This is a genomic window from Labrys wisconsinensis, from assembly GCF_030814995.1.
Lineage (GTDB): Bacteria > Pseudomonadota > Alphaproteobacteria > Rhizobiales > Labraceae > Labrys > Labrys wisconsinensis.
Map to the genome: position 1 here is coordinate 724,691 of NZ_JAUSVX010000002.1, position 13,483 is coordinate 738,173.

Here is a 13,483-nt window from a genome sequence, read left to right on the forward strand (position 1 = left end):
GACGGCCATGGAAGCTCTCCTCGCCACGCTCTTCACCACGCCGATCGTCCCGGCCGCCGTCGCCGGCGTGATCTGGGGCGTGCTCGGCGGCGCCCTGCCCGGCATATCCCCGTCGATCACCATGGCGCTGCTGCTGCCCTTCACCTATGGCATGGACCCCTCGGCCGCCGTGGTGCTGCTCGGCTCGACCTATTACGGCGCCGAATATGGCGGCTCGATCCCGGCCATCCTGATCCGCACGCCCGGGACCAATTCCGCCGCGGCGACGCTGCTCGACGGCTATGCCATGAACCAGCAGGGCCGCGCCGGCGAGGCGCTCGGCATCTCGCTGTTCTCCGGCGTGGTCGGCGGCATCGTCGGCCTGATGATGCTGGTGCTGCTGACCAAGCCTTTGTCGCAGGTCGCGCTCGCCTTCCAGCCCTCCTCCTATTTCGCCCTCGGCATGCTCGGGCTCAGCGTCATCGCCTCGCTGTCGGGCGACTCCCTGATCAAGGGCCTGATGGCCGGGGTGATGGGCCTGATGGTGGCTTCGATCGGCACCGATCCGGTCACCGGCATGAACCGCTTCACCTTCGACAGCCCCGAGCTCCTGTCGGGCATCCCGCCGATCCTGGTGATGGTCGGCCTCTACGCCGTCGCCGAGCTGATGACCAAGAGCGGCGAGAGCCAATGGGCCAAGGCCGACCGGGCGCAGGCGCGCGTGGTGTTCCCGAGCCCGTCGATGTGGCGGCGGATCGCCCCGGCCCAGCTGATCGGCTCGATCGTCGGCCTGATCGAAGGCGTCACCCCCGGCGCCGGCGGCACGGTCGCCTCCTTCCTCGCCTATAACGAGGCGCGGCGCTGGTCCTCGCGCAAGGAGGAGTTCGGCCACGGCTCGCCCGAGGGCATCGCCGCGCCGGAGGCCGCCAACACCGCGACGTCGAAGACGGCCCTGATCCCGATGCTCAGCCTCGGCATCCCCGGCTCGAACTCGGCCGCGGTGCTGCTCGGCGGCTTCCTGATCCAGGGGCTGATCCCGGGGCCGATGCTGTTCGTCCAGCACGGGGAGGTGGTGACAGACCTCTATCTCGGCCTCGCCGTCAGCGTCTTCGCCCTGATCCCGGTGGGCTATCTCATCATGCCGCCGTGCATCTGGCTGGTGAACCGGCCGCAGCCCTACCTCATGGCCTTCATCTTCGCGCTGGTGCTGTCGGGCGTCTATGCCATCGAGAACAGCCTGTTCCAGGTCGGCCTGACGCTGGCCTTCGGCGCGGTCGGCTTCGCCATGCGCTATCTCCGCATGCCGGTGCTGCCGATGGTGCTCGGCGTGGTGCTTGGCTTCATGGTCGAATCGAACTTCCGCCGCGCCCTCGTCCTCTCCGACGGGGACGTGACCGTGTTCCTCAGCGATCCGATCTCCGCCGGCCTGCTGATCGTCGCCGCCGGCTTCCTCATCAGCGCCCTGGTTCGCCACTGGAAGGACGGTCGGTCCCACACTGCAAGGGAAGCCCATCCGTGAACAGCCCCGCATCCGCCACATCGGCCATCAGCGACACCCTGGCGCTCTGGCTCGCCGCAACCGATCGCGCCGCCCTGCCCGGTGCCGTGGTCGAGACCGCCCGCAAGCTGCTGCTCGACATCGCCGGCCTCGCCATCGCCGCGCGCCGGCAGGACTACGTCTCGGCGACCCTCGCCGCCGTCGACCGCGGCGGCGCCTGCTCGGCGCTCGGCCACGGCGGCGGCTTCGACGCCTTCGGCGCCGCGCTGGTCAACGGCACGGCCGCGCATGGCGAGGACTATGACGACACGTTCGAGGGCGGCCCGGTGCATTCGGGGACGGTGATCGTCCCCGCCGTGCTGGCCGCCTGCGAGCGCGAGGGGCTCGGCGGCGAACGTCTGCTCGTCGGCATCGCCGCCGGCACCGAGCTGCTTTGCCGGCTCAGCCTGGTCACCCCGAAGGCGATCCACAAGGCCGGCTTCCATCCCACCGCCGTGCTCGGCGCCCTGGCGGCGGCGGGCGGCGTCGGCGCGGCGCTGCGGCTCCGGCCGCCCGAGATCGCGGCGGCGCTCGGCATCGCCGGCAGCATGGCCTCCGGGATCATCGAATATCTCGCCGACGGCAGCTGGACCAAGCGCATGCATGCGGGATGGGCGGCGCAATCGGGCATCCGCGCCGCGCTGATGGCCCGCGGCGGCTTCACCGGCCCGCGCACGGTCTTCGAAGGGACGCATGGCGTCTTCAAGGCCTTCGCGCCTTCGCTCGCTCCGGATTTCCGCCAGCTCCTGGACGGCCTCGGCGAGCGCTGGGTCAGCGAGGCCATCGCCTTCAAGCCCTATGCCTGCGGGACCATGACCCAGCCCTTCATCGACTGCGCCATCGAGCTCGCCCGCCGCGGCGTCGCTGCGGACGATATCGACACCATCCTGTGCCGCGTCGGCGAAGGCACCGTGCATCGGCTGTGGGAACCGCTGGCGCTCAAGCACCGTCCGCCGACGGCCTATGCCGCGAAATTCGGCACGCCCTGGTGCATGGCGATCGGCTTCATCGAGGGCAAGGCCGGCCTGGCGCAGTTCACCGAGGAGAAGGTGCGGGACGAGCGCGTGCTCGCCCTCGCCTCGCGGATCCGCTACGTCGTCGACCCCGACGACGAATATCCCGCCAACTTCACCGGCCAGCTCACGGCGACGCTGAGGGACGGCACCGTGCACGAGATCCGCCAGGGCCATATGCGTGGCGGCGTGCATGCTCCGCTCTCGACCGCCGAGGTCGAGGCCAAGTTCATCGACAACGCGCTCCACGGCGGCTGGAGCGAAGCGGTGGCGAACCGCTTTCGCGATCTCTCGCACAGCCTGTTCGACAGCGCCGATCTCGCCGCCATCGCGGAGTTTCGTGTATGAGCGAGGGGCGCGAACTGGCAGGACGGGTGGCGATCGTCACGGGCGGCGCCCGCAATATCGGGCGCGTCATCGCCCTCGAGCTGGCGGGCGCCGGCGCCGCCGTGATGGTGAATGCGCGCAACTCCCTGGACGAGGCCGAAGCCGTGGTCGAGGCCATCGCCAGGTCCGGCGGCACGGCAGCCGCCATGCTGGCCGACGTCACCGACCCGGAAGCGGTCGACGCGCTCATCGAGGCGACCGCGGCGAAGTTCGGCGGCATCGACATCCTGGTCAACAATGCCGCTGTGCGGCGCGAGACGCCCTTCGCCGAGCTCGCATTCGCGGAATGGCGCGAGGTGCTGTCGATCATCCTCGACGGCGCCTTCCTCACCGCCCATGCCGCCCTGCCCCATCTCGAACGGTCGAGCCAGGGCGCCGTGGTCAATATCGGCGGGCTGTCGGGGCACAGCGGCGCCGCCAATCGCGCCCATGTCGTTGCGGCCAAGGCCGGCCTCGCCGGCTTCACCCGCGGCCTGGCGCACGACCTCGCGCCAAAGGGCATCACCGTCAACTGCGTCTCGCCGGGCATGATCGACACCGTGCGGTCCGGCGCGGCGGTGCCCTCGCACCACGCCGTCCACCAGCCGCCGGTCGGCCGCCGCGGCCGGCCGGACGAGGTCGCGGCGCTGGTGCGCTATCTCTGCGGCCCCGCCGCCCGCTACATCACCGGCCAGACCATTCACGCCAATGGCGGGGCCTACATGGCGTGAGCCCCCGCGCCGGGCCGGCTCCCTCCCCTTCGAAGATCGATTGCAAGCTCTGGAGAACCATCGATGGACGTCACCCGCACGCTGGCCCGCTATGTCGTGGAGGCGCCCGTCGACAGTGTACCGGAGATTGTCCGCCGCGAGGCCGTGCGCTCCCTGGTCAACTGGGTCGGCTGCGCGGTCGGCGGCTCGCGCCATCGCAGCGTCGATCTCGCCCTCGCCGCGGTCTCGCCCTTCGCCGGCAGCGCCCAGGCCGGGCTGCTCGGCCGCAGCGAGCGGCTCGATCTGCTCAACGCGGCGCTGCTCAACGGCATTGCCGGCCATGTCTTCGACTTCGACGACACCCACCTGAAGACCATCATCCATCCCGCCGGCCCGGTCGCCGCGGCACTGATCGGCCTCGCCGAGCTCCGGCCGGTGAGCGGACGCGAGCTCCTGCACGCCTTCATCCTCGGCGTCGAGGTCGAGTGCCGCATCGGCAACGCCGTCTACCCAGCGCATTACGACATCGGCTGGCACATCACCGGCACGGCCGGCGTGTTCGGCGCCGCGGCCGCCGCCGGCCGCCTGCTCGGCCTCGACGAGCAGCAGATGGTCTGGGCGCTCGGCATTGCCGGCACGCAATCCTCCGGCTTCCGCGAGATGTTCGGCACGATGTGCAAGAGCTTTCATCCCGGCCGTGCCGCGCAGAACGGCCTCCTCGCCGCCTTCCTGGCGGAGCGGGGCTTCACCTCGTCCGACCGCGTGCTCGAAGCCCCGCGGGGCTTCGCCCATGTCATGGCGACGGCGCGCGACTTCGGCGCGATCACCGACGGTCTCGGCGAAAGCTTCGAGATCGCGCTCAACACCTACAAGCCCTTCGCCTGCGGCATCGTCATCCACCCCTCGATCGACGGCTGCATCCAGCTGCGCAACGAATTCGGCCTGAAGGCCTCCGACATCGAGCGCATCGAGCTCACCGTCGCGCCGCTCGTCCTGGAGCTGACCGGCAAGAAGACGCCGCAGGTCGGCCTCGAAGGCAAGTTCAGCGTCTACCACTCGGCGGCGGTCGCCATCCTTCATGGCCGGGCGGGCGAGGAGGAGTATGGCGACGCGGTCGTGCGCGATCCCGCCGTCATCGCCCTGCGCGATCGCGTCGTGGCGACCGCCTCGCCGGCAATCGCCGACGACGAATGCCGTGTCAGGATCCTGCTCCAGGACGGACGCGTCCTCGAACGTCACGTCGCCCATGCCATCGGCAGCCTGGAGCGGCCGATGTCCGACGCCGGCCTCGACGCCAAGTTCGCCGGTCTGGCGGAGCCAGTGCTCGGGCCGGCTGCAGCCGAGCGCCTGCGCTCGAGCTGCTGGCAGATCGAGACCCTCGGCGACGCTGCCGCCATCGCCCGCGGCGCGGCGGCGTAGGACGACCTCTCTTCCCCGGAGGCTTGGCTCGTAGCGGATCGCGACGCGCGGCTCCCGGGCGCACAAGCGCGGCGCGGAGCCTCCGTCGCGTCTATTGCGCTCACGGGGAAGGAGAGGCAGAGCCTCTTCCTCCCCACCTGGCCGCGTCTGCGGCGGAAAATCTATTCGGTCCGCGGCACCGTGCCTGCCCGGCGCTCTTTCAGCGCTTTGATGAAGCCTTGGCGAATCTGTTCGAACAGCCGGTAAGGCAGCGGACCGTAGACGACGCTGCTTGCATCCCCGTGCCTGGCAGGCCGAAGATCGGGCGCCGGCCAGGCGAACTGGTTGGCTTCCGTGAGCATGACCCAGGAACGTTCATCATCAAGGCCGATGCGTCGCTTCACAGAGGTTGGAATTTCCACCGCAAGCTGAGGATTGCTCTGGGGCGTGTGCGTGATCGGCAAAACGACCACCGTTTGTCGGCCCTCATCCGTCGTGGTCGCCAGGACGACCGCGCAGGGACGATCTTTGACACCTTCCTCCTGGCCCCGCCGATGCTCAGCCAGCCACAGATAGCTATAGCGGATAACCAGGCCAGGGACGGGAGAGGGAAACGTCACGCAGCTACTGGTCTAGCTCGTGATCAAAGGCTTTCGACGATTCGGGGGCACGTGTCGCCTCCAGGGCGGCGATATCCTCATCGGTGAAGTCGTCGAGGCTGAGGACCTGACGATCACGGCGTTTGAGGCGATGATATTCCTCGGTCGAGATCATCACCGTGCGTTCGCGGCCGTTGCGGGTGACCGCCACAGGCTGCGTGAGCGCCAAGTCCTGGTACCGTCCGATATTGCGCTGAAACTCTGCCGCGCTGACCTTGATCATTCCGCGCATACCTTCATCCAGGTTTTATGGATTATACGTAAAATGCATGAAATCTTCAATTGAAATCAACCCTGCTGCCCGCTGGCCTGATTGGGAAAGGTGACGGGGCTTCGCTTCAGTCATTCTCGAACAGCTCCCAAGATCACGTCCACCGCGATCAGCTCGTGATCGGAGAGCGCCCTGTCGCTGCCGTCGACGGCCGGGATGGTCCGGGGCGCCGCGGCGGCAAGCCCACGGGTGAACAGCCAGTCGATACGGCGGAACGGCGGCTGCGGCGTGCCGTCGGGGCGGGTGCGCTGGGTCACGTCGGGCGTGTTGCAGGCCGACCAGTCGAAGCCGGCCGCGGCAAGGTCGGCGAACAGAGGCTCATATCGCTGCGGCTCCGCCACGCTGGCGCCGGGTGGCAGAGCATTGGTGTTGAAGTCGCCGCCGAGCACGACCGGGGCGCCTCCCGCCATCGCCTCGACCGCGTCGAGGAGGCGGCGGACCTGAGCGGCACGGTCGGCCGCATCGGTCTTGCTTTCCAGATGCACCGCAACCGCCAGCAGCGGCCCGGCCGCCGTGGCGATCCGAGCGGCCACGGCCATGCGCCAGCCGAGACGCCGCTCGCCGTCACGGGCGTCCAGCCACCAGACGGCGCCGTCATCGAGCCGGATGATCGCCGCGTCGGAAAACGGGTGCCGGCTCAGCAGCGCATTGCCGTGGAAGCCGACGGCATTGGCCTCGCCGGCATGCCAGGCACGCTCGCGCTCGTCGCCGAGCCCGAGCTCGAGGAACTCGACGCCATAGGCGTAGCCCATGCCGAGGCCCGTCGCGAGGTCGTCCACCGTGTGGCGGTTGCCGGCGCGCGCCATGCCGACATCGGCCTCGGTCAGCAGCAGGATGTCCGGCGCAACCTCCTGGACGAAGCCGCAGGAGGGCCCGTGATATTTGAGCCGCTCGGCATTCCACGCGGCGATCCTCAGGCCGGCTGACCCCGGCGCCGCGCCGGCCGACACGGGCCGGATCTCGACGCCGTCGAAGGCTGCCAGGCCGGCAGTCAGCCGATCGTGCTGCTCCCGGTCGTTCGGCACAAGGAGAGCCTCGCGAAACAGCGCATCGTCCGGACGCGGCAGGGCGCGGACGGGCCGGGTGACCAAGGCGGACATGGCGACCTCGGGGTCGGGGCGGCGTCAAGCCGCCAGGATGCGGGCTGGTTCGGCCGTGGCGCCGTCCAGCCGCAGGCCGGACTCGCGCGAGAACAGGTGGGCGGCGTCCGGCGGGACCGACAGGCCGACCGGCTGGCCCGGGCTGAGCGAGCGAGCGTCTGCGATCGCCACAGCGAAGGGCATGCCGTCGAGGTCCGTCTGCACGATGCGGCCGGTGCCGAGATCCTCGACGAAATCCACGGTGGCCTGCAGGCTGCCGGGCGTGTCGGGCGGCCCGATCGCGATCGCCTCCGGACGAACGCCGAGCGTGAGCTTCTGGCCGCGCAGGGCCTGGCTCGCGGAGCCGGCGAGCGCGATGCGGTGGCGCCCGGCGAAGACAAAGGCGCCGTCGGCCTCGACCTCGCCGTCGAGCAGGTTCATCGGCGGCGAGCCGATGAAGCCGGCGACGAAGCGGGTGGCCGGGGTTGTGAACACGGCCGAGGGTGTGCCCACCTGCTCGACCCGGCCCTGGTTCATCACCACCAGCCGGTCGGCGAGCGTCATGGCCTCGACCTGGTCGTGGGTGACGAAGATCGAGGTGGTGCCGAGGCGCTGGTGCAGGCGGCGGATCTCCGCCCGCATCTGCACGCGCAGCCGGGCATCGAGATTGGAGAGCGGCTCATCGAACAGGAACACCTTGGGCTCGCGGATCATGGCGCGGCCCATGGCGACGCGCTGGCGCTGGCCGCCGGAGAGCGCAGCCGGCTTGCGGTCGAGCATCGTCTCCAGGCCGAGCGAGGTGGCGACCTTGAGCACGCGCGCCTGGCGCTCGGCCTTGGGGACGCGGGCGACCTTGAGCGCGTAGCCGATATTGCCCGCCACGGTCATGTGGGGATAGAGCGCATAATTCTGGAACACCATGGCGCAGCCGCGCTGGCGCGGCTCCAGCCGGTTGACCACCGTGCCGCCGATGGCGATCTCACCGGAGGTGATCTCCTCCAGCCCGGCGACCATCCGCAGCAGGGTCGACTTGCCGCAGCCCGAAGGGCCGAGGACGACGATGAACTCGCCCTGGCGAATCTCGAGGTCGACGCCGTGGACGATCTCGGTGCGGCCATAGCTCTTGCGCACCTTGCGCATGGCGATCTCGGTCATGCCGTCGCTCCTCTTCGCCTCTTCGCCATGGTCATTTCTCCGTGGCGATCAGGCCGCGCACGAACCAGCGCTGCATCACGATCACCAGGATGAGCGGAGGCAGCATGACGATCAGCGTGCCCGCCATCGCCACGTTCCAGTCGGGAACGCCGTAGTTGGAGGGGATGAGCTCCTTGAGCTCGGTGACGGCCGTGCCGTAGGCCGGGTCCGTGGTCGCCAGCAGCGGCCACAGATACTGGTTCCAGGCCCAGACGAACATGATGGTGAACAGCGCGATCATGGTGGACTTGGAGAGCGGCAGCAGCACGTCGAGGAAGAAGCGGACCGGGCCGGAGCCGTCCATCTTCGCCGCCTCGCAGATCTCGTCGGGGATGGTGAGGAAGAACTGCCGGTAGAGGAAGGTGCCGGTCGCCGTCGCCACCAGCGGCAGCACCAGGCCGGTATAGGAATTGAGCAGCCCCCATTGCAGCTTGACCTCGATGCCGGAGACCTTGGCGATGAGCGCGCTGAGGCCGGTGATGTCGAGGATGGCCTGGAAGGGCTGCAGGGCGTTGGCGGCGACCGCGTAGGTCGGCACGATGCGCACCTCGAGCGGCAGCATCAGCGTGATGAAGATCGCCCAGAAGATCAGCCAGCGCCCGGGGAAGCGGAAATAGACGATGGAGAAGGCCGCCATCGAGGCCAGGACGACCTTGCCGGCGCCGACCGCCGCCGCGAAGACGATGCTGTTGAAGATCTTCTGGCCGAGATGGGCTCGTGTCCAGGCCTCCTGGATATTGGCCAGGAAGTCGTGGCCGGGGATCAGCGGCATCGGCACCATGTTGACGGTCGGGATGTCATGCGTGGCGGCGATCACCACGATCAGGAAGGGCAGCACCGCGACGATCAGGCCGAGGAACAGCACGATCTGGCAGATGGCGTCGAAGATGGGCGTGCGCTCGACCATGGCTCCGCCTCACTTGTAATGGACGCGCCGCTCGATGAAGCGGAACTGGACGATGGTGAGCATCACCACCAGGATCATCAGGATGATCGACTGGGCGGCGGCGCCGGAATAGTCGAGGCCTTTGAATCCGTCGAAATAGATCTTGTAGACCATCAGCTCGGTGGCGCGCGCCGGGCCGCCCGAGGTCATGATGTCGACGATGCCGAAACTGTCCTGGAAGCTCTCGGTGATGTTGATGATCAGGAGGAAGAACAGCGTCGGGGTCAGCAGCGGCAGCTGGATGTCGAGCATGCGGCGCCACGGCCCCGAGCCGTCCATCGCCGCCGCCTCGATCTGGGAGCGTGGAATGCCCTGCAGCGCCGAAAGGAAGAAGATGAAGTTGTAGCCGATATACTTCCAGGCGAAGGTGACGATGACGGCGATCATCGCGTCGGTGCCGTCGAGCGCCGGATTCCACAGGCCGGGCCAGGTCTTGTTGATGAAGGCGAGCAGGCCGGCCTCGGGCGCCAGGATGAAGCGGAAGGCGAGCCCGAGCGCCGGCGCGGCGATGGCATAGGGCCAGACGAACACGGTGCGGTAGACCCGGCTGCCGCGCAGCTCCCGGTCGGTGAACAGCGCCAGCAGCAGGGCGATGCCCATGGCGAGGCCGGTCGAGGCGAAACCGAAGACCAGGCTGCGCGCGACCGAGTCCCAATAGACGGGATCGCGCAGCAGCTCGGCAAAGTTGCGGAAGCCGACCCAGCGGTTTCCCCCGCCCCAGGCCTGCTCCAGCGTGAAGGCCCAGTAGAGCGCCTGGCCGCTCGGCCAATAGAAGAAGACGAAGACGAGCAGCATCATCGGCGCCGCGAACAGGGCGCCGATGGTGGTGGAGGAGAAGGTGACGCGCTTTTCCATGCGGACTGCCGGTGCCCCTGCGAGAGGCGCCCGGCGACCGCATCGGCCACCGGGCGCATGGGCTGGTCTCAGGGCAGCGTCTTGCCTTCGTAGGTGTCGGCGAAGCGCTTGATCAGATCGTTGCCGCGGGCGACGACGTCGTCGATCGCCACCTGGACGTCGGTGTTCTTGGCGAAGATCGCCTGCAGGCCGTTGGCGACCTCGCCGCGGATCTGGATCATGGAGCCGAGGCGGATGCCGCGGGTGATCGGGGTCGGCTCGGTGGCGGTCAGGCTCTTGATCGCCCATTCGCGGCCCTTGTAGGGCGCCTTGTCGTAGAAGCCGTGCTCGACCATGTAGTCATAGCCCGACTTGGTGACCGGGATGTAGCCGGTGACCGTGGACCAGAACAGCGCTTCCTCGGGCTTGGCGATGAAGGCGAGGAAGGCGGCCGCGCCCTTGTACTCGGCCTGGGACTTGCCGGAGAGCACCCAGAGCGAGGCGCCGCCGACCAGGGAGTTCTTGCGCTCGGTGCCCTGGTAGACCGGCAGCCAGGACACGTCCCACTGCATGCCCTGCTTGGCGGTGCGGCCGATGGTGCCGTGGTCGCCGACCGAGGTGAGGATCATCTGGCAGTCGCCGCCGGCGAAGGCCTCGACCATGGTCTGGCCGGTCTCCTTCGACTTGATCACGGCAAGACCCTGGTCGTACCAGCTCTTGAGGTCCTTCACGTATTGGACGAACTTGGTCTTGTTGAACAGGAGCTGGGCGTCGAGGCCGTCATAGCCATTGTTCTTGGTGGCGATCGGCTCGCCATGGATGGCGGAGAACTGCTCAAGCAGCTGCCAGCTCTCGTCGCGGCTGATGTTGAAGCCGAAGGGGCAGCTGTAGCCGGCGGCCTTCAGCGCCTTCATGTCCTCGCCGGCCTCTTCCCAGGTCGCCGGCGCATGGTCCTTGCCGATCTTGGCGAAGGCGTCCTTGTTCCAGTAGAGCAGCGCCGTGGAGGAGTTGAAGGGGAAGGACAGCATCTCGCCCTTGGAGGTGGCGTAGTAGCGGGCGATGCCGGGGAAGTAGTTGTTCCAGTCGACGGTGTAGCCGTTGTCGGCCATCAGCTTGTAGGCGGGGTAGTAGGCGTCGGAGAGCATCAGCGTCGCGGTGCCGACATCGAAGACCTGGACGATGGTCGGCTGCTTGCCGGCGCGGAAGGCGGCGATGGTGTTCTGCACCGCGGCATCGTAGGAGCCCTGCGTGGTGCAGACGATTTCGTAGTCCGGCTGCGAGTCGTTGAAGTGCTTGCACACTTCCTGCACGCGATTGGCGATGTCGCCGCTGTTGCCGAACCAGAAATCGATCTTCGTCTTCTCGGCGAGAGCCGTGGACACGCCGAGCGACAGGGTCAGGAGCCCCGCGGCGGCAAACGTTGCTTGGCGCAACAAATGGTTCATCTTCTCGTCCCCATGCGATGACTGGTCGCCTGACCGGTCGCCAAACCCGCCTGGGTTGGTAGTGACTTTCTGTGACAGTATGAAAACCGCCGGTCCGGCGCCGTCGGGACCTATGGCGCCGCTGCCGCGCCGGCCGGCCGGCGGTTGTCGTTGGCACCGTAGACGGTGCCGGGCGAGGGCTGCCAGAGCTTCAGCGTGTCGTCGGCGAACGAGGGCAAGGGCGCGCCGGCCGGGCGGGCATCGGCGGACAGGATCGCCTCGACCGCGCCCCAGGGCTGCTGCAGCACCACCCGGTGGCCGCGCTCCGCCAGCGCCCGCACGGTGTCGGCCGAGAGCGCGAAGGGCTCGGCATAGATCAGGTCGGGCAGCCATTGATGGTGGATGCGCGGGGCGTCGACGGCCTCCTGCAGCGTCATCCCATGGTCGATCACGTTGACGATGGCCTGGGCGACCGCCGTGATGATGCGCGCTCCGCCGGGGCTGCCGAGCACCAGGAACGGCTTGCCATCGCGCGTCACGATGGTCGGCGTCATCGAGCTCAGCGGCCGCTTGCCCGGCGCGATGGCGTTTGCCGCGCCCTGCACCAGGCCGAACAGGTTGGGCGCGCCCGGGCGGATGGTGAAATCGTCCATGGTGTCGTTGAGGAGGAAGCCGGTGCCCGGCGCCATCACCCGCGCGCCGAAATAGGCGTTGAGCGAAGTGGTGACCGCCACGGCGTTGCCGGCGGCGTCGAGCACGGAATAATGCGTGGTCTGGCCGCCCTCGTGCGGGGCGACGCCCGGGCCGAGGTCGCGCGAGGGCGTCGCCCGGTCGCGGTCGATGCCGGCGCGGATCGCCGCGGCATAGGCCTTCGACGTCAGGCGGTCGACCGGATTGGCGACGAAGTCGGGGTCGCCCAGCGCGCTGTTGCGGTCGACATAGACGTGGCGCATGGCCTCGGTCATCAGGTGCACGGTGTCTGCCGAGCCGAAGCCGAGATAGCCGAGGGGATAGGCCTCCAGCACGTTGAGCAGCTCGCACAGCGCCGTGCCGCCCGAGCTCGGCGGCGGGGCCGAGACGATGTCGTAGCCGCGATAGCTGCAGGTCACGGGCTGGCGCAGCGGCACCCGATAGGCGGCGAGGTCGGCCTTGGCGATCAGCCCGCCGCCGGCGGCACTGGCCGTCGCGAGCTTGTCGGCGACGGCGCCGCGGTAGAAGGCATCCGGCCCGTCGCCGGCGATGGCCTCCAGCGTCGCCGCAAGGTCCGCCTGCACCAGGCGCTCGCCCGGCTGCAGGGGCAGGCCGTCCCTGAGGAAGATGGCCGCGAGGGTCGGATCGGCCTTGAAGGCCTGGGTCCCGGTCGCGAGGATGGCCGCGTCGGCAGCCGTGAGCAGGAAGCCTTCGCGGGCGAGGCGGATCGCCGGCGCCATCACCACGGCGCGCGGCAAGCTGCCGAAGCGGGTCAGGGCGGTGTCGAGGCCCATCACCGTGCCGGGCACGCCGACCGCCCGCCAGCCATCGAGGCTGGCACGCGCAATGGCGGCGCCCTTGGCGTCGAGATACATGTCGGCGGTGGCGGCACCCGGCGCCATCTCGCGGAAGTCGACGACGAAGGCACGGCCGTCGGCGAGGCGCAGCGTCATGAAGCCGCCGCCGCCGAGATTGCCGCAACAGGGGTTGACCACCGCCTGGGCATAGCCCACGGCCACGGCCGCATCGACGGCGTTGCCGCCCTGGCGCAGGATCTCCGCCCCGACCGCCGAAGCCAGCGCCTGGTCGCTGACCACCATGCCGCGGCGGCCCTCCACCGGCTGGGGCGAGATGGCGGCCGCCGGCACGGCAAATCCGGCGAAAAGCGCCAGAACGGCTGACGTGACAGCCCACAGGCCTAAGCAGAGTTTCGGGGGGGGGGGGGGGGGGGGGGGGGGGGGGGCGGGGGGGGGGGGGGGGGGTGGGGGGGGGGGGGGGGGGGCGCCCCGCCCCCCCCCCCGGCCCCCCCCCCCCCCCCCCGGGGGGGCCCCCCGCCGCGGCGGGCGGGCCCCCGGCCGAAAAGCAAAAAACAAACAACCCCAA

At 69.2% G+C, this 13,483-nt stretch carries 12 protein-coding genes; 4 read left to right on the forward strand and 8 right to left on the reverse strand.

Going from position 1 to position 13,483, the window contains the following annotated elements; genetic code table 11:
* Positions 1-7 precede the first annotated feature (7 nt).
* The 4 genes from QO011_RS09840 to QO011_RS09855 all read left to right on the forward strand — a co-directional run bounded on the left by QO011_RS09840 (position 8) and on the right by QO011_RS09855 (position 5,024).
* Positions 8-1,498 (forward strand): tripartite tricarboxylate transporter permease, encoded by a 1,491-nt coding sequence (locus tag QO011_RS09840; RefSeq protein WP_307270869.1) that lies wholly within the window; start codon positions 8-10, stop codon positions 1,496-1,498.
* Positions 1,495-2,877 (forward strand): MmgE/PrpD family protein, encoded by a 1,383-nt coding sequence (locus QO011_RS09845; RefSeq protein WP_307270871.1) that lies wholly within the window; start codon positions 1,495-1,497, stop codon positions 2,875-2,877. Before QO011_RS09840 ends, QO011_RS09845 begins: the two co-directional genes overlap by 4 nt.
* Positions 2,874-3,626 (forward strand): 3-oxoacyl-ACP reductase FabG, encoded by a 753-nt coding sequence (gene fabG / locus QO011_RS09850; RefSeq protein ID WP_307270874.1) that lies wholly within the window; start codon positions 2,874-2,876, stop codon positions 3,624-3,626. The genes QO011_RS09845 and fabG overlap by 4 nt, the downstream gene beginning before the upstream one ends.
* A gap of 63 nt (positions 3,627-3,689) precedes the next feature.
* The gene (locus tag QO011_RS09855) at positions 3,690-5,024 is read left to right on the forward strand and encodes an MmgE/PrpD family protein (protein WP_307270876.1); all 1,335 of its coding nucleotides are present in this window, start codon (positions 3,690-3,692) and stop codon (positions 5,022-5,024) included.
* 161 nt (positions 5,025-5,185) lie between these two features.
* Here QO011_RS09855 and QO011_RS09860 read toward each other — a convergent pair whose 3' ends face one another.
* The 8 genes from QO011_RS09860 to ggt all read right to left on the reverse strand — a co-directional run bounded on the left by QO011_RS09860 (position 5,186) and on the right by ggt (position 13,200).
* Positions 5,186-5,623 (reverse strand): type II toxin-antitoxin system PemK/MazF family toxin, encoded by a 438-nt coding sequence (locus QO011_RS09860; RefSeq protein ID WP_307270880.1) that lies wholly within the window; start codon positions 5,621-5,623, stop codon positions 5,186-5,188.
* 4 nt (positions 5,624-5,627) lie between these two features.
* Complete coding sequence (locus QO011_RS09865) at positions 5,628-5,885, reverse strand: type II toxin-antitoxin system Phd/YefM family antitoxin (protein WP_307270883.1); 258 nt, start codon at positions 5,883-5,885, stop codon at positions 5,628-5,630.
* A gap of 119 nt (positions 5,886-6,004) precedes the next feature.
* On the reverse strand, positions 6,005-7,033 hold the full coding sequence (locus tag QO011_RS09870; RefSeq protein ID WP_307270886.1) for an endonuclease/exonuclease/phosphatase family protein: 1,029 nt from the start codon (positions 7,031-7,033) through the stop codon (positions 6,005-6,007).
* Positions 7,034-7,057: 24 nt separating this feature from the next.
* Positions 7,058-8,167 (reverse strand): sn-glycerol-3-phosphate ABC transporter ATP-binding protein UgpC, encoded by a 1,110-nt coding sequence (ugpC, locus tag QO011_RS09875; protein ID WP_307270890.1) that lies wholly within the window; start codon positions 8,165-8,167, stop codon positions 7,058-7,060.
* 31 nt (positions 8,168-8,198) lie between these two features.
* Positions 8,199-9,113 carry an ABC transporter permease subunit gene (locus QO011_RS09880; protein ID WP_307270893.1) on the reverse strand — a complete coding sequence of 305 codons (915 nt, stop codon included), beginning with the start codon at positions 9,111-9,113 and terminating at the stop codon, positions 8,199-8,201.
* A 9-nt stretch (positions 9,114-9,122) separates the two neighbouring features.
* Positions 9,123-10,007, reverse strand: coding sequence for a carbohydrate ABC transporter permease (locus QO011_RS09885; protein WP_307270895.1), 885 nt, complete (start codon positions 10,005-10,007; stop codon positions 9,123-9,125).
* 68 nt (positions 10,008-10,075) lie between these two features.
* Positions 10,076-11,419 carry an extracellular solute-binding protein gene (locus QO011_RS09890; protein WP_370881938.1) on the reverse strand — a complete coding sequence of 448 codons (1,344 nt, stop codon included), beginning with the start codon at positions 11,417-11,419 and terminating at the stop codon, positions 10,076-10,078.
* Between the two features lie 122 nt (positions 11,420-11,541).
* Positions 11,542-13,200, reverse strand: coding sequence for a gamma-glutamyltransferase (ggt, locus tag QO011_RS09895; RefSeq protein ID WP_307270972.1), 1,659 nt, complete (start codon positions 13,198-13,200; stop codon positions 11,542-11,544).
* Positions 13,201-13,483: the final 283 nt, after the last annotated feature.